The organism is Neisseria sp. P0009.S008 (assembly GCF_051958615.1).
Classification (GTDB): domain Bacteria; phylum Pseudomonadota; class Gammaproteobacteria; order Burkholderiales; family Neisseriaceae; genus Neisseria; species Neisseria subflava.
In genome coordinates, this window is sequence record NZ_JBQCVG010000006.1 from 169,828 (window position 1) to 184,603 (window position 14,776).

The following is a 14,776-nucleotide window of genomic DNA, read 5'->3' on the forward strand; positions in this document are numbered from 1 at the left end:
ATTTCATCTTTCAGACAGCCTTTCTTAATCCTCGCGATTCCAGTACGTTTTTTGTGCGAATACCAATTTATTGTCAGTGAATTTCACACTGTCCAAATTCAATGCCCAAACATCGCTTTTCATTACTCTGGCAGCAGGATGCGCTTTGTAATACAAAGACTGCGCCGCTTTCAAATCCGCTTCATCCTCAATCAAAGCGGCAGTCGCCGCAAACTGAATGCCGCTGATTTTCGTGATGCTGTCAGGCTGTCCGGCAATGGTACCGGCTACTTTGGCTGACCGGCTCATCATTCCGCCATGTTTCGTTTTCAAAGATGTCAGCACAATTAATCGGGCATTTGCCTCATCAAATACATAAAAACAGCAAGCGGCCCAAACTTCGCCCTCTTCCGCAGCAGCAATACTGACGACATGGTGACTACTCAAAAACTTCACTATATTGGCAGGAATCGTTTGCATGGTTTTTATCTTCATTCTCAGTCGTAACTTATACTCAGGCCGTCTGAAACATCAGCCCTGCCAGCGCGGCACATTGTTTTGAATGATACCGAACAAGTCCAAAGCATGAGAGACACTGTGTGTAATCATATCTTCGATGGATTCAGGCTTCTGATATAAAGCCGGAACGGGAGGAAACACAATGCCGCCCATCTCTGTCACGCGGCGCATGTTTTCAATGTGCGCTAAGTTTAACGGCGCTTCACGCACCATCAACACCAGCTTGCGCCGCTCTTTCAACGTTACATCCGCCGCACGGCTGAGCAAATTATCGGCGAATCCATGAGCAACCGAAGCCAAGGTTTTCATTGAACACGGCGCAATCAACATTCCATCTGTCAAAAACGATCCGCTGGCAATACTTGCCCCGACATTACGGATAGAATGCACGACATCCGCCAAAGCATAAACGTCTTCTTTGGTGTAATCCGTTTCCAAAGCGCGGGTCATCTCCGCCCCTTGCGAAACCACCAAATGCGTTTCTACCTGATGCTCACGCAAAAGCTGCAAAGCTTTCACGCCATACTGAAAACCGCTGGCACCGCTGATGCCGACAACCAAACGCTTCATTGTATTTCCCTGTCTCGGCCTAAAGATAAATGAAAGGCAGATTCTCAAGACGAAAAAATAACCGCTAAAAAGCGGTTAGATTTTCTAATGTGGTGCCGACAGCGAGATTTGAACTCGCACAGCCTACGGCCACTACCCCCTCAAGATAGCGTGTCTACCAATTCCACCATGTCGGCATAAATCAAATTGTCTTACTGCTGCTGAGGATTCGGAGCAACAGGAGTTGTATTGTTTTGTGCAGGCGTTGCAGGCTTAGGAGCCTGTTGGGTCTGCTTCACATCGCTGAAGTCTAAACCGTGCTTACTGGAGTGGGTGTGAATATACACCATCGCCATGCAGGTCGCAAAGAAAAATGTTGCGGCAATGGCAGTCGAGCGGCTCAAAAAGTTGGCGTTACCGGCAGAACCGAATACGCCTTGCGCGCTACCGCTGCCGGAACCGAACGTTGCGCCGGCATCCGCGCCTTTACCGTGTTGCAACAATACTAACACGATTACGGCTAAAGCGGAAATAATATTAATGATCCAGATAAGGGTTTTAAAGGCTTCCATATGTTTTCTACGAGGCTTGTGCTGCGTTGATGATGGCGGTAAAGGAGTCATATGATAATGACGCGCCACCAACCAATGCGCCGTCTACATGAGGTACTGCGAAGATGTCGGCCGCGTTATCCGCTTTCACACTTCCGCCGTAAAGAACGCGGATTTTAACATCGCTTCCGCACAAAGACAAGATTTCTTTGTAGATAAATGCGTGCATATCGGCGATTTGTTCGACGGTGGCGACTTTGCCTGTACCGATTGCCCAAACCGGCTCGTAGGCAACAGCGATGTTTTTGGTGTTCAAACCTTGCAGGATGGAAAGCTGGTGGGCAATGACTTCATGCTCTTTACCGGCTTCGCGTTCTTCCAGGCTTTCGCCGACGCACAACAATGGAATCAGGCCGACGTTGAGGACGTTTTCCATTTTGCGGCGTTGGATTTCGTTTTTCTCGCCGAAATAAAGGCTGCGCTCGGAGTGGCCGATGAGGACGATATCTGTACCGATGTCGGCAAGCATTTCGGCGGACACTTCGCCGGTGTATGCGCCGTTATTCGGGAAACGGCTCACGTCTTGCGCACAGGTCAAGATGCGGTTGTTCAAAACAATCTGCATGGCGTTGTGCAGTTGCAACAGGTAAACGGTCGGAGCAGCCAGACCGATTAACACGCGTTCTGCGGTTGGCATGACACGGAAGCGGTGCATAAGCGCATTGTTGTTTTGGAGTCGGCCGTTCATTTTCCAGTTGCCGATAACCCATTTTTGATCCCACATTCCGATTTGGTGATACATCTTTATTGCTCCGTGTGTTGGTTGTTGCTTGCTGTAGCGTCGTGTAATGTGAAAGTTTAGTGGATATATGTGCGCTTGGCAATTATTAACGAGCCTCTGGGCCGTCTGAAAGATGGCACACTCTCCGACAAGGATTTATAATGTATGCTTCGATAAAATTAAGAATTGAACGGAGCACAAATATGGACTTTGAAAAAGCGCGTTTCAATATGGTTGAACAGCAGATTCGTCCGTGGGATGTCTTGGACTTCGACATTTTGGATGCTTTGGAGGAGATCGAGCGCGAACATTTTGTCGGCGAGGCTTTTCAAGGTTTGGCCTATGCGGATATGGAGCTGCCGCTGACCAACGGCCATAAGATGTTGGAACCCAAAGTCGTTGCCCGCCTGGCTCAAGGTTTGAAACTGAAAAAAGACGAAACCGTCTTAGAAATCGGTACAGGTTCAGGCTATGCAACCGCCCTGCTGTCCAAACTGGCCGGCAAAGTCGTCACTGACGACATCGATGCCGAGCAGCAGCAACGCGCCAAAAAAGTTTTGGACGAATTGGGCTTTACCAACATCGATTATGTGCAAAACAACGGCCTGACCGAAGCATCGCAAGGCGCTCCTTTTGATGCGATTTATGTGGGTGGCGCAGTAGACAGCGTACCTGAAATTCTGAAAGAGCAACTGAAAGACGGCGGCCGTATGGTGATCATCGTCGGCCGCAAACCAGTACAACGTGCGCTTTTGCTGACGCGCAACGGCAATGAGTTTTCCGAAAAAGTATTGTTCGACACCGTCGTAGCACACTTGGAAGACAAATCGGCCAATCCGTTCGGCGATTTCGATTTTTAAACAACAGGCCGTCTGAAAGTTCAGACGGCCTCATACTTTTATACCCGACCCTATGACCGACATCATCCAACTCTCGCCCACCGAATTGAAACAATGGCAGGACGAAGGTCGCGCATTTCATCTGCTCGACGTCCGCACCGATGAAGAACGCGCCATCTGCACCCTGCCCGCTGCCATTCATATCCCGATGAACCTCATTCCCCTGCGCCAAAACGAGCTGCCCGACGACGATTTACCCATCGTCGTTTACTGCCACCACGGCATCCGCAGCCTGCACACGGCAATGTATTTAGAAGATGCAGGATTTGAAAACCTCTACAACCTGCAAGGCGGTATCGATGCTTGGGCAATGCAGGTGGACAGCAAAATGATGCGGTATTGAATCGGTTTTATCAATAAAAGGCCGTCTGAAACTGGATTTCAGACGGCCTTTTTCAAACCTTTCTGCTTACGCTTGCAAGCTAGCGACAAACTGCTGTACGGCCGGCACAGCCAAAATCAACAGTAATACCAATACGGCTTTTTCCATACGGTTGAACTGACAACTTCCGTAGTGTTTCTTTTGCGAATAGAGAAACAGCAATACGCCGGGCAAATAGAGCAAGACTGAAAGCAGCAAATATTCCGTGCCTGCCGCATAGACAATCCAAGCCGCATAAAGCGTTGCTGCCGCGCCGATAAGACGGTATTTTGCCGCAGCCTTTTGTGTCAGCGATAATTTGAGCAGATATGCACCAATTAACAGATACGGTATCAAAATCATGGAAGTCGATACCATCAGCAAGGCAGAATAATCCTCGCCTTTTAACCACACCAGCAATAGGCAAACCTGCACGGTCAAGGTGGTAAACATCAACGAACCCTGCGGCACTTCGTTTTTATTCAACGGGATAAACGATTTTGGAAATGCGCCGTTTCTCGCACCCATGTGCGGAATCTCGGTCGCATACAGCGTCCAGCTTAAATAAGACGACAGCACAGACACAATCAGGCAGGAAGAAATCAGCACCTTACCCCAAGGGCCGACCATGTGCGCCAACACGCCCGCCATAGACGGATTAGCCATTGCTGCAATATCCACACGAGGCAAAATGCCTTGAGCCAAGACGGTAATTGCCACATACATTGCCAGCGTCAAGCTGACTCCGATAATGGTTGCTCGACCGACATCAGCACGACTTCGCGCATGCTTGGACAAAACCGCCGCACCCTCAATACCGGTAAACACCCACAGCGTAATCAGCATTGTGTTTTTCACCTGCGTCATCAGGCTGACATCAGGATTTTCAGGCGTAGCAAGGCTCGCCCCTGTCCAATCGGACATAAACACTTCGGTTTGAAAGAAATAGGCTGCCATACCGATAAATAAAATCAGCGGAAATACTTTGACTACTGTCGCAATCAGGTTCACTCCTGCCGCTTCTTTAATACCGCGCACTACCAACCAGTAAATCAGCCATACAATTACCGATTCACCGACAAAAGCAGCAAATGTGTTGCCTTTACCGAAAATCACGCTGTCCGGCGTATCGACAAATCCGCCTACTGCTTCAAACGCAACCACCAAATAGCCGACAATACCAACCGTGGTGCAAAGCCAATAGCCCCACGCCGAGAAAAAACCCATCAAATCGCCGAAGCCGTCGCGGGCGTACGTATAAATACCGCCATCCAATTCGGGCTTAAATTTGGACAAGGCCGAAAATGACAGGCCGAGAAAGATAATGCCCACACCGGTAATCAGCCAACCCAGCAGCAAAGCCTGCGAACCTGCAACGGCAGCCATATTCTGCGGCAGGCTGAAAATACCCGAACCAATCATGGAACTGATAACCAAGGCCGTCAGCGCGGCCAAGCCGATTTGAGATTTTTGCGACATGTTTATTCCTGATTTTTATAATTATGTGTTTGTGAAGCAACGGCATTACCGGCTTTTTTAGCCTGTTCTAACCGTATCAAAATATTATGCGACCACTTTCAGACGGCCTTAAATCCTTGCGCCAACGCACGGATATGTTCAGGTGCGATACCGCAGCACCCGCCGATGATTTCTGCACCCAAATCCGCCCATTGTCTCACCCACGCCAAATAATTTTCCGGCGTAGCATCGGCACGAATCGGATCCAAACCATCGTTGGCCTCGTTCATCTGTCCTTGTACCGGCTCAAATGCATTGGCGTAAACACCCAGTTTCAGACGGCCTTGGGCTTCATGTGCCACTTTCAAAGCTTCCGCCATCACTTCAGGCTGACTGCAATTGAACAACATTGCCGCCGCACCTATCTCTACCGCGAAATCCGCCGCCTCGTGCACGTTTTCTCCCGAACGCAACACCGGTACATCATGCGGTATCGTATCTTCCAAAGTAAACGACACCCAAAACGGCTTACCGTCATCAGGCAGACTGCTGCGCCAGAAACGCGCTTCTTCCAAGCTGGATACGGTTTCTGCCAACCAAATATCAGCAAACGGCATCAAACCCGATATTAAAGGGCGAGCCAAATCAGGTGCGACTTGTTTGTCAAACAAGTCAGGGCGGTAAGAACCGAACAACGGCGGCAGGCTTGCGGCCACTTTTGCAGTAGTCCCGCTTTGTTCCACCGCTTCACGCGCCAAACGGCCGGCCTGCCTTGCCCATTCGGCAGCTTGAGCATCAAAGCGCTCCTGCCCGATATGAAACGGAACAAGCGCATAGCTGTTGGTCGTAACTACTTGTGCGCCTGCTCGAAGAAAATCCAAATGCGTTTCACGCACAATATCCGGCGCTTCCATCAAAGCCAAAGCAGACCATTCCGGCTGACGAAACGGTGCGCCGCGCCGATGCAATTCACGCCCCATTCCGCCGTCTAAAATCGTTACCGTCATGATCGACCTCCAATGATGAATTTTTAAAATCGCCATTCTACGCTTTTTTAACTCCTTACCTTTAATCTATAAAGAACTAAACTTATGCAGTTTTGGCATATAAAAGGCCGTCTGAAACTGGGTTTCAGACGGCCTTTGCGATTATTTCACAAACCGTGCATCTGCTATAAACGGCCGTGTAGCCGCCGGTTTAGCGGAATAGAAGCGGGAGAACGTGCTGTCGATTTTAGTCTGTATCGGCTTACCGTCCAATGTTGCCGATGCTTCCAATTTCACACCACCGCCACTGGTTTCGCCTAATTTCATATTTGGCAACGTCAGTTTGGCAATATTGAGTTTCGCATTTTCCACTTTGGTATCGGGAGACATCAGCTGCTTGCCGACCGGACGGATTTTTTCACCCTCATCATGAGGCGCAGCACCACCATTGTCGTCAACCACGCCGATATTAATCAATCGTGCAGACGCCAAATCCATCTTGCCGTTTTTAACCGGAATACCGACAAACAGTTTTACGCCGCGATGAATGAACGTATTGTCCCGCCACTGAGTTTGGCCCTCTTTCGGCGGTTTGGTTTCTGCTGCCACCGAATAAGTGCGGCCCATAATCATCAATTTATAGCCCGGAATTTTTTTCGAACCCAACCCATCGGTAATGTCTTCGACCAGTTGCGGCGCAGTCAAGGTTTCGTTTGCCAAAATACGGGCTGAAGTTTCTGCCAGATGGGCGGGCTTGCCGTCTATGGTCAATGCCTGTTCATGGCCGAAATCAGACGCAAATACAGGCACGGCGGCCAGTGCGGCGGCCAATGCCAGAATACGGATAGTTTTCATTGCAGACTCCTGATAAAAATGTAATTGGGTTGATTACCCGATAAAATCCGGGCGATATTGATAGGAATCGGTATTTTTATACAAATGATACAGATTATCAAGAGTATTTGGCTTTTAAAATAAAAAGGCCGTCTGAAAACCAGTTTCAGACGGCCTTTTCAATTTGGCTTAAAACCTTCTATCAGTCTTTGAAGCGTTTGAATACCAATGTGCCGTTGGTACCGCCAAAGCCGAAGGAATTGGAGATGGCAACGTCAATTTTCGCGTCACGCGCTTCGTTGGCACAGTAGTCCAGATCGCAACCGGCTTCAACGTCTTGTTCAAAGATGTTGATGGTTGGTGGAGATTTTTGCTCGTGTACTGCCAATACACTGTACAACGCTTCCACACCGCCTGCCGCGCCGAGCAAATGGCCAGTCATGGATTTGGTGGAATTGACGATGACTTTGCGGGCATGGTCGCCCAACGCAAGTTTGAGGGCTTTGGTTTCGTTGGCATCGCCCAAAGGAGTCGATGTACCGTGTGCGTTGACGTAATCAACGTCTTCAGGATTCAGGCCGGCATCTTTCAGGGCGCGGGTAACGGCCAATGCAGGGCCTTCTTCGTTAGGCGCGGTAATGTGGTAGGCATCGGAGCTCATGCCGAAGCCGACGATTTCGGCGTAGATTTTCGCGCCGCGTTTTTTGGCGTGTTCCAATTCTTCCAACACCAGCACGCCCGCGCCTTCGCCGATAACGAAGCCGTCGCGGCCTTTGTCCCACGGACGGGAAGCGGTAGCCGGGTCGTCGTTGCGGGTGGAAAGTGCCTTCATAGCAGCAAAACCGCCAACGCCCAAAGTGCTGATCGCGCCTTCCGCACCGCCGGCAATCATCACGTCTGCGTCGCCGTACTTAATCAGTCGCGCAGAGTCGCCGATGGAGTGTGCGCCGGTCGTACAGGCAGAAACCATGCCGTAGCTCGGGCCACGGTAGCCTTTGAGGATGGTCACATGGCCGGAAATCAGGTTAATCAGCGAGCCTGGGATAAAGAAAGGATTGATTTTGCGCGCGCCGCCTTCGATAACGGCTTTGCCGGTCGCTTCGATGCTGGGCAGGCCGCCGATACCGGAGCCGATGTTGACACCGACGCGGTCTTTGTCGAGGGTTTCCAAATCGTCCAAGCCTGAATCATTAATCGCCTGCAGGGCTGCGGCAATACCGTAGTGGATGAACACGTCCATACGGCGCGCTTCTTTCGCGCTGATGTATTGGCCGATGTCGAAATCGCGTACTTCGCCGGCGATTTGGCTGTTGATGTCGGATGCGTCAAAGCGGGTAATCCGTCCGATGCCGCTTTTGCCTGCGAGCAAATTGCTCCATGCGGTGGCGACGTCGTTGCCGACCGGTGATACTTGGCCAAGACCTGTGATGACTACTCTTCTCTGACTCATGATAATCTCGCTGTTGGTTGTCGGGATTTTCGCGGCAGCCTTGCTCATTTTCTTTGTGAAAACGGGCAAAACTCATGCCGTCTGAAATTTCAGGGGTTTAATAATAAGGTAAAAGCCTCTATTGCGATGGCGCAGCAGAGGCTGGATGTTTGGTGCGACCGATTAGCCTTGGTGGGCGTTGATGTAGTCGATAGCCAATTGTACGGTAGTGATTTTTTCAGCGTCTTCGTCAGGGATTTCGCAGCCGAAAGCTTCTTCCAAAGCCATCACCAGTTCTACGGTGTCCAGAGAGTCAGCACCCAAATCGTCTTGGAAAGAAGATTCGTTTTTCACTTCGGCTTCGTTTACGCCCAGTTGTTCAGCAACAATTTTCTTAACTTGTTGTTCGATGTTTGACATATCAGTCGTTCCTTTTCGCCTTGCGGCAGGTTGTTTAAGAGAAATAATTCGTCGGTATTGTACCGAATTCGGATAGAGTTTTCCATCTAATCCTACATTTTAGCACAGATTATTCTGGAAAAACCTGTTGTTGCGCATATTAGCATAGGCTGATTTTAACCTACAAGCAGGAATTTGTTTTTGTTTGTCGTCAGACAGTTAGTATTTTTCTGCAACCCACCCCGGCTTGTACGAATGTCATTTTCCGTTCCGACCGTTCTCTGTGTCCTTCACCAGTACAATCACTAAAATTCACTGTCGTCAGTTATTTTGATGGCGACGTATTCGCTGCCGTCCACCTTCAGGATGCTGCCCGGCCGCAATTCCTGCCTTTTCCCGCCGTCAAACAAAAATACCGAGCTGCCTTTGGTTTGGGTAACCAGCAGGGTGTGGCCGGGATGGTTGTGGCGGGAGATTTCCTTGCCCTTGGGCAGGGTTTCGTGGATGACAGTGTAGTTTTCACCTTCAAAAACTTTGCCCGTGCCTTGGGCGGTTTCAGCGGCAGGCGCGGCTGCGGCGAAGAGGCCGATAAGAGCGGCGAAAAGTTGGGTTTTGATGTTTTTCATGATGGTTTTCCTTTGATTGCAGACAAAATTTATCGCGGACTAAAATCGCAATGATACGGCATTGCCAACGCCCTTACGTACTCTGGTTGTACACAGCGGGCGTTGCCGTCTTGTCTCATTTTTATTTTAATCTACTATATTTTTCGGGCGGCTTGGGTCGTCTGAAAGCGGAATATGGCCGCGTTATTTGTTTTCCTAACCGTTTTGATTAGACTTCGTGCGGCGGTTTTCGTTTCGTTCCGAATGTAAGCCTGCGGCTTACTGCCCTCTCCCTAACCCTCTCCCACGGGGAGAGGGAATTAGGGTTGCTGAAATCCAGCCGTTTCGGACTTTCCGCCAGTTTGTCCGTTCTCTTCAAAATAATAGGGAATTGAAACTGGTGAAACATGGGTGTTTCAGGAGTTCCGGTCATCCGTTCCTTCTTTCCGAGAGAGGGCTGGGGAGAGGGCGGCAAACCGCGAGGTTGCTTTGGCGGCATTCCCAATGTGCAGGCTGCTTTTAACTTCGTTGATACTGCGCTTTAGCTTCGCAGAAACTCAGCTTCCTTCGGAAACTCCGTTTCAGACGACCTTATTTAAAGCGATAGGTAAACGCCGCGTTCACTGTCCGCAGTGCGCCGTAACTGTGGCGGTCGGGCTGGGTGCGGTAGTGTTTGTTGAACAGGTTGTCCACGTTCAGTGACAGTTCGGCATGCGGATTGAAGCGGTAACGCGCCATGATGTCGGCGACGGCGTAGGCTTTCTGGCGGCTGTTGGCGGCGGCGCGGGCTTTGGCGGCGGGATTGGGGATGCGGAGCGTGGCAGGGTCGGTGTGGGTTTCGCTCTGCCAGCGCACACCCGCACCGATGGTCCAGCCGCTGGGGGCTTCGGGGGCGAAGTGGTAGGCGGTGAAGAGTTTGAAGCTGCGTTCGGGCACGCTGTCGGGGTTCAGGCGGCTGCCGTCTTGGTCGCGGGTTTTGCTTTGGCTGTAGCCTGCCTGTATCTGCCATTCGGGCGTGATGCGGCCGCCGATTTCGATTTCCCAGCCGTGGGTTTTGGCTTGGTTGGCGGCGCGGTAGTAGGTGTTTCCGCTCGGGTCGCGTCCTGCTGCGGTGGCAAGGTTGTTTTTACGGGCGCGGGACACGGCGGCGGATGCGTTCAGACGGCCTTCAAGCCATTCGCCTTTGATGCCGGCTTCCAGATTGTTGCCGGTTACGGGTTTCAGGTAGCTGCCGTGTTCGTCTTTTTGCGATTGTGGGACGAACAGGCTGCTGCACGAGCCGTAAAGCGACAGGTTGTCGGTCAGGTCGAACACGATGCCTGTGTAGGGGGTGAAACGGTTGGCGCGGATGGTAGGCGTGCCGCCGGTGTGGCTGTCGTAGCTGCCACCGGTGCGGTAACGGGTGTATCGTCCGCCCAAAATCAGCGAAAGCTTGTCGGCGGCGCGGAAGCGGGTGGCGAGATAGCCGCCGATTTGCCGCCTGGTGCCGTATTGCGGGATGGTTTGGGCAAACGATGATGGCTGCGGGTAAGCACCCGTGCGGGAAAATTCGTAGGCGTTGGGGATGGCGTTGGGGATGATGCTGCGTTCGCCGTATTTGTTGCTGGCGTATTTGTAACCGTTGATACCCGCGATTAAATCGTGTTCGCGGCCGAACAGGCGGTATTTGCCGGTCAATGACACGCTGGCGCTGTGGGTGCGCGGGTCGGCGTGCCAATAACCGGGAATTAGGTCGGTGGCGGCAGTACTATGGTCGATGGAAAGCACGCCTGCCACGCCGTAGGGCTGGCGGAAGCGGCTGCGGGTGTAGTCGTATTCGGCTTTGAGTTTCCAGTCTTGGTTGAAGCGGTGTTCGATGCTGGCGAACAGGTTGAGCGCACGGTGGCGGCTGTTCGACCAATTTGTGGCGGGGTTGTCTTTCGGGCCGAAGGCGGTGGCATAACCTTGGCTGTCGTACACGGCGTAGCTGAGCGGCGCGTCGGCGGTTTCTTTCGCCTGCTGGTAGTCCATACCTACGTGGACGCGGGTTTGCGGTGCGATGTCGTATTCCAAAATGCCGTAGAGTTCGGCATCGTGGCTGCGTTCGCGCTGCCGCCACGAGTCGCCGCGTTCGAAGGTGGAAACCAGGCGGCCGCGCAGCGTGCCTTCGGTGTTCAGGCTGCCCGATACGTCCGCGCCCAACCCGAAATGTTTGCGGTTGCCCGCTTCGGCGCGGACTTCAAACAATGGCTTGCGGGTCGGGCGTTTGCGCACCAGATTGACGGTGGCAGAAGGCTCGCCCGTGCCGTCCAGCAGCCCTGCCACGCCGCGCACGACTTCCACGCGCTCATAGGCGGCGGTGTTGGCATTGCCCGTATCGGCCAGCGCGTCGGCAACGGGGATGCCGTTGATTTGGTAGTTGGCGATGCGGCTGCCGCGCGCGAACAGGTAGTTGTAGCCCGCGCGGTCGGAGCCGTAAATCTGGCGGCTGGTGCCGGTCGCCTGCAACAGGGCACGGTCGAGCGTTTTGATGTTTTGGTCGCGCATTTGTTGCGATGTGATGACGCTGACGCTCTGCGGGATTTCGCGCAGGGTCATGGGCAGCCCGAGCGGGGTGTGCGTACCGGAAACGGTGTAGCCGTCGTTGGAACTCGCGGTGCGGTCGGCGGTAACGGTGATGGTCGGCAATTCGGTGCTTTCCTGCGGTTTGGGGTCGTCTGAAACAGAAACATCGGCCTGCGCGTACACGGGCAGCAGGGCGGCAAACATCAGGGAATATTTGAAGCGTGTCATGGGGTTTCCTTTGTGTGTTGGTGTGCGGTGGGGTTGTATTTTCGGCATATTGATTGAAGGTGCAGGCTGCTTTTTCAGACGGCCTCGGACGGGTCGGGCAGCTCAATCAGCACCACCGAGCAGCCGTTTTCCGAACGCGGGCGGTGCGACACCGACTTCGGCACGACCGCCATCTCGCCTTCGCGTATCGTCATGCTGCCGCCGTCGGCGAAGTCCACCGCCATGTCGCCCTCCACGGCAAACAGCACTTTGTCGCTGTATCCGTGCGTGTGCCAGCCGTAATCGCCCAAAAGTTTGACCAGGCGGAATTGGAACCCGTGGCGGTTGATGATTTCGGGCTGCCAGTATTCTTTGATGGCGGCAAGGTGCTGTTTCAGGTTGATGGTTTCGTTTTGCATGGGGTTCTCCTATGGGTTGGGTGGTTTACAATGCGGTTTGTCGTTTTGGCTTCGTTGCAGGCTGCTTTCAGTGGGCGGAGTTGTAACGGAAGTGTTGTCGACTTTGATGCAAGCCTGCGGCTTACTGCCCTCTCCCTAACCCTCTCCCACAGGGAGAGGGCTAGGGAGAGGGCGGCAAACCAAAGGTTTGCTTTGGCGGTATTTTCAACGTGCAGGCTGCTTTTCACTTCTTTTGCAGCTTAGGTTTTAGCTTCGCAGAAACCCCCGCTTCCTTCGGAAGCTCCGTTTTCAGACGACCCCTATTCTTTCCCCGCCGCAACGGGTTCGGCCTTTTCAAACGCCGTCTTCAACTGCTCCGCCGCCTGTATCAACTGCCGCGCGCCGCCCGCGACAATGTAGTTCGCGGCAGGCATGACGATGATTTGCTTGCGCTTCCAAGCGTTCGTGCCGCGTACCAGCGCGTTATCCAACACTTCGACAGCCGCCGGCCCTTCCTGTCCGATGGCGGCGGTACGGTCGATGATGAAAATCCAGTCGGGGTTTTTCTCTTTGATGTATTCGAAGGAAACAGACTGCCCGTGCCCCTCGTTGCGTAAAGATTCGTCCACGGGCGGCAGGCCGATGTCGCCGTGTATCCAACTTGCCAACCGCGACTGCGTGCCGAAGGCGGACACCTTGTTGCCCGTAACCGACAGCACCAGCCCGCGCCCTTTGCCTTTGGCGGCTTCGCGCGTTTGGGCGAACAGCGCGTCAATCTGCGCCTTCAATTCCGCCGCGCGCGCTTCCTTGCCGAAAATCCGCGCCAGGGTTTCCATCCGCTTTTCGCCGCTGGTGCGGATATTGCCGTTGTCCACCGTCAGGTCTATGGTGGTCGCGTTTTTCGCCAACTGTTCATACGCTTCCGCGCCCGGCCCGCCGGTAATGACAAGCTGCGGATTGTAGCGGTGTAGGGCTTCGTAATCGGGCTCGAACAGCGTCCCCACCGTTGCCGCCTTGTCAAATGCAGGCTGCAAATAATCCACGCGCACCGGCGCGGTGGTTACGCCCACGTTCACGCCCAATTCGGTCAGCGTATCCAACGCCGCCCAGTCGTACACGGCAACGCGTTCGGGATTCTTCGGCACAACGGCATCGCCCCGCGCGGTCGGCACGGTCAGCGTGGCGGCAGATGCGGATGCGGCTTGGGGTGCGGCGGATACAGTTTTTTCGGCGGCAGGTTCGGGCGAACAGGCGGCCAGCAGGACGGCGCAGGCTGCCCAATAAAAACGTGGCTTCACGGTGTGCGGTTCCTTTGTTGTACAAATAAGAATATTTATTATTAAATAACTAACCCGCAGAAACCATGCTGCAAAACGCAAAATTCCCGATACGGCAAAACAAATTCCCGAAACGGGAAAGGTCGTCTAAAACACCCTTTCAGACGACCTTTCCCGTTTCAACCAATCCCCGCGCTTGATTATTGGCAATAATTCCTATTTAATCCACTTATCAGACAACCCGTTCCCATCCAAGCATGAACACCGCCGCCATCTACCGCCAGTACCAAACCTATGTCCGCTCCGATAAATCCGGCTGGGCGTTGGACGGCTGTTCAGACAGCGCGCTCATGGCGCAGGCAAAACAGCCCGGTTTGCATCTGGAAATGTGCATCAACCGCTTCGACTCGGGCATCACCCTGTCGCGGATGCGCGGCGGCGGAACGGGTGCGTTTCCCACCGAAATCCACAATTTCAGCCACAACTGCGCCTTGTTCGTCATGGTGTCGGGGCAGAACCGGTTGCAGATGGGCGGCAGGGAATACCGCCCGTCTGCCGGCGAAATCTGGCTGGTGCGCGGCGAGTTGGCGGACGTATCCGAAACCCTGCTGCCCGACAGCGGCGGCATGTGCGCGCTGCATTTGGATTTTTCGCTGGAAAAACTGCGCCGCAGGCACGACGAAGGCTTGCTGGACGAACGCCTGTTTTCGCCGCAAACGATAGGCCGATTTGCCCTGCAACGGCTGGTGCAAAACGCGGCGGCACTGACGGCGGCGGCCTGCCCACTGCTGCAACGCCCGTTCGAATCGGACGGCTTCGGCCTACTCGCCGACGAAGCCACCGCGCTGGAACTCGCCGCCCGATTATTGCGCTTCACCTTCCGCCGCCATGACAACGGCTACCGCCGCCGGCGCATAGACGAAGCATTCAGACGGCATTACGGATTTTTGCCTTCGGATGTGAAGAAGTGCTGATGGGGCCGGCGGCATAGATATAGTGG

General features: G+C 53.3%; 15 protein-coding genes, 1 tRNA gene and 1 pseudogene. 3 read left to right on the plus strand and 14 right to left on the minus strand.

Annotated elements, in window-relative coordinates:
- Positions 1-24: 24 nt before the first annotated feature.
- From ACTHSQ_RS06795 to tpiA, 5 genes are all read right to left on the minus strand, one after another.
- Positions 25-459 (minus strand): hypothetical protein, encoded by a 435-nt coding sequence (locus ACTHSQ_RS06795; protein ID WP_440371082.1) that lies wholly within the window; start codon positions 457-459, stop codon positions 25-27.
- Between the two features lie 51 nt (positions 460-510).
- Positions 511-1,068: a UbiX family flavin prenyltransferase gene (locus tag ACTHSQ_RS06800; RefSeq protein ID WP_440371081.1), complete on the minus strand. Its 558-nt coding sequence runs from the start codon at positions 1,066-1,068 to the stop codon at positions 511-513.
- A gap of 90 nt (positions 1,069-1,158) precedes the next feature.
- Positions 1,159-1,244 (minus strand) — tRNA-Leu (locus tag ACTHSQ_RS06805).
- A 15-nt stretch (positions 1,245-1,259) separates the two neighbouring features.
- The gene (gene secG / locus ACTHSQ_RS06810) at positions 1,260-1,619 is read right to left on the minus strand and encodes a preprotein translocase subunit SecG (protein ID WP_003683944.1); all 360 of its coding nucleotides are present in this window, start codon (positions 1,617-1,619) and stop codon (positions 1,260-1,262) included.
- Positions 1,620-1,626: 7 nt separating this feature from the next.
- Entirely contained in the window at positions 1,627-2,400 is a 774-nt protein-coding gene (gene tpiA / locus ACTHSQ_RS06815) for a triose-phosphate isomerase (RefSeq protein WP_004519014.1), read from the minus strand.
- Positions 2,401-2,582: 182 nt separating this feature from the next.
- Between tpiA and ACTHSQ_RS06820 the strand changes: the two genes are divergently transcribed.
- Both ACTHSQ_RS06820 and ACTHSQ_RS06825 read left to right on the plus strand, forming a co-directional pair.
- Positions 2,583-3,239 carry a protein-L-isoaspartate O-methyltransferase family protein gene (locus ACTHSQ_RS06820; RefSeq protein WP_440371080.1) on the plus strand — a complete coding sequence of 219 codons (657 nt, stop codon included), beginning with the start codon at positions 2,583-2,585 and terminating at the stop codon, positions 3,237-3,239.
- Between the two features lie 52 nt (positions 3,240-3,291).
- Positions 3,292-3,621 carry a rhodanese-like domain-containing protein gene (locus ACTHSQ_RS06825; protein ID WP_003679997.1) on the plus strand — a complete coding sequence of 110 codons (330 nt, stop codon included), beginning with the start codon at positions 3,292-3,294 and terminating at the stop codon, positions 3,619-3,621.
- Between the two features lie 66 nt (positions 3,622-3,687).
- On the opposite strand, the gene ACTHSQ_RS06830 is transcribed toward ACTHSQ_RS06825, so the two are convergent.
- The 9 genes from ACTHSQ_RS06830 to ACTHSQ_RS06870 form a co-directional block, all read right to left on the minus strand.
- Positions 3,688-5,118, minus strand: a complete 1,431-nt coding sequence (locus ACTHSQ_RS06830) for a basic amino acid/polyamine antiporter (RefSeq protein ID WP_440371079.1) — start codon at positions 5,116-5,118, stop codon at positions 3,688-3,690.
- A gap of 98 nt (positions 5,119-5,216) precedes the next feature.
- A complete protein-coding gene (locus tag ACTHSQ_RS06835; protein ID WP_440371078.1) occupies positions 5,217-6,104 on the minus strand; it encodes a homocysteine S-methyltransferase family protein in 888 nt (295 codons plus the stop codon).
- Between the two features lie 141 nt (positions 6,105-6,245).
- A complete protein-coding gene (locus ACTHSQ_RS06840; protein ID WP_440371077.1) occupies positions 6,246-6,938 on the minus strand; it encodes a hypothetical protein in 693 nt (230 codons plus the stop codon).
- A 181-nt stretch (positions 6,939-7,119) separates the two neighbouring features.
- A complete protein-coding gene (gene fabF, locus ACTHSQ_RS06845; RefSeq protein ID WP_250591587.1) occupies positions 7,120-8,367 on the minus strand; it encodes a beta-ketoacyl-ACP synthase II in 1,248 nt (415 codons plus the stop codon).
- Between the two features lie 162 nt (positions 8,368-8,529).
- Positions 8,530-8,766, minus strand: a complete 237-nt coding sequence (gene acpP / locus ACTHSQ_RS06850) for an acyl carrier protein (RefSeq protein ID WP_003679644.1) — start codon at positions 8,764-8,766, stop codon at positions 8,530-8,532.
- A 284-nt stretch (positions 8,767-9,050) separates the two neighbouring features.
- A complete protein-coding gene (locus ACTHSQ_RS06855) occupies positions 9,051-9,371 on the minus strand; it encodes a cupin domain-containing protein (protein WP_440371076.1) in 321 nt (106 codons plus the stop codon).
- 570 nt (positions 9,372-9,941) lie between these two features.
- On the minus strand, positions 9,942-12,122 hold the full coding sequence (gene tdfF, locus ACTHSQ_RS06860; RefSeq protein ID WP_440371075.1) for a TonB-dependent iron piracy receptor TdfF: 2,181 nt from the start codon (positions 12,120-12,122) through the stop codon (positions 9,942-9,944).
- A gap of 74 nt (positions 12,123-12,196) precedes the next feature.
- Positions 12,197-12,520: a cupin domain-containing protein gene (locus tag ACTHSQ_RS06865; protein WP_009425946.1), complete on the minus strand. Its 324-nt coding sequence runs from the start codon at positions 12,518-12,520 to the stop codon at positions 12,197-12,199.
- A 299-nt stretch (positions 12,521-12,819) separates the two neighbouring features.
- Complete coding sequence (locus ACTHSQ_RS06870) at positions 12,820-13,797, minus strand: siderophore ABC transporter substrate-binding protein (protein WP_440371074.1); 978 nt, start codon at positions 13,795-13,797, stop codon at positions 12,820-12,822.
- A gap of 236 nt (positions 13,798-14,033) precedes the next feature.
- On the opposite strand from ACTHSQ_RS06870, the pseudogene ACTHSQ_RS06875 reads away from it, so the two are divergent.
- Positions 14,034-14,702, plus strand: a pseudogene (locus tag ACTHSQ_RS06875) (helix-turn-helix transcriptional regulator); the annotation flags it as partial.
- Positions 14,703-14,776 lie beyond the last annotated feature (74 nt).

Excerpts from the sequence above, each read along its gene's own strand:
- ACTHSQ_RS06795 (WP_440371082.1), bottom strand. The coding sequence starts at position 459 with ATGCAAACGATTCCTGCCAATATAGTGAAGTTTTTGAGTAGTCACCAT.
- ACTHSQ_RS06800 (WP_440371081.1), bottom strand. The coding sequence starts at position 1,068 with ATGAAGCGTTTGGTTGTCGGCATCAGCGGTGCCAGCGGTTTTCAGTAT.
- secG (WP_003683944.1), bottom strand. The coding sequence starts at position 1,619 with ATGGAAGCCTTTAAAACCCTTATCTGGATCATTAATATTATTTCCGCT.
- tpiA (WP_004519014.1), bottom strand. The coding sequence starts at position 2,400 with ATGTATCACCAAATCGGAATGTGGGATCAAAAATGGGTTATCGGCAAC.
- ACTHSQ_RS06820 (WP_440371080.1), top strand. The coding sequence starts at position 2,583 with ATGGACTTTGAAAAAGCGCGTTTCAATATGGTTGAACAGCAGATTCGT.
- ACTHSQ_RS06825 (WP_003679997.1), top strand. The coding sequence starts at position 3,292 with ATGACCGACATCATCCAACTCTCGCCCACCGAATTGAAACAATGGCAG.
- ACTHSQ_RS06830 (WP_440371079.1), bottom strand. The coding sequence starts at position 5,118 with ATGTCGCAAAAATCTCAAATCGGCTTGGCCGCGCTGACGGCCTTGGTT.
- ACTHSQ_RS06835 (WP_440371078.1), bottom strand. The coding sequence starts at position 6,104 with ATGACGGTAACGATTTTAGACGGCGGAATGGGGCGTGAATTGCATCGG.
- ACTHSQ_RS06840 (WP_440371077.1), bottom strand. The coding sequence starts at position 6,938 with ATGAAAACTATCCGTATTCTGGCATTGGCCGCCGCACTGGCCGCCGTG.
- fabF (WP_250591587.1), bottom strand. The coding sequence starts at position 8,367 with ATGAGTCAGAGAAGAGTAGTCATCACAGGTCTTGGCCAAGTATCACCG.
- acpP (WP_003679644.1), bottom strand. The coding sequence starts at position 8,766 with ATGTCAAACATCGAACAACAAGTTAAGAAAATTGTTGCTGAACAACTG.
- ACTHSQ_RS06855 (WP_440371076.1), bottom strand. The coding sequence starts at position 9,371 with ATGAAAAACATCAAAACCCAACTTTTCGCCGCTCTTATCGGCCTCTTC.
- tdfF (WP_440371075.1), bottom strand. The coding sequence starts at position 12,122 with ATGACACGCTTCAAATATTCCCTGATGTTTGCCGCCCTGCTGCCCGTG.
- ACTHSQ_RS06865 (WP_009425946.1), bottom strand. The coding sequence starts at position 12,520 with ATGCAAAACGAAACCATCAACCTGAAACAGCACCTTGCCGCCATCAAA.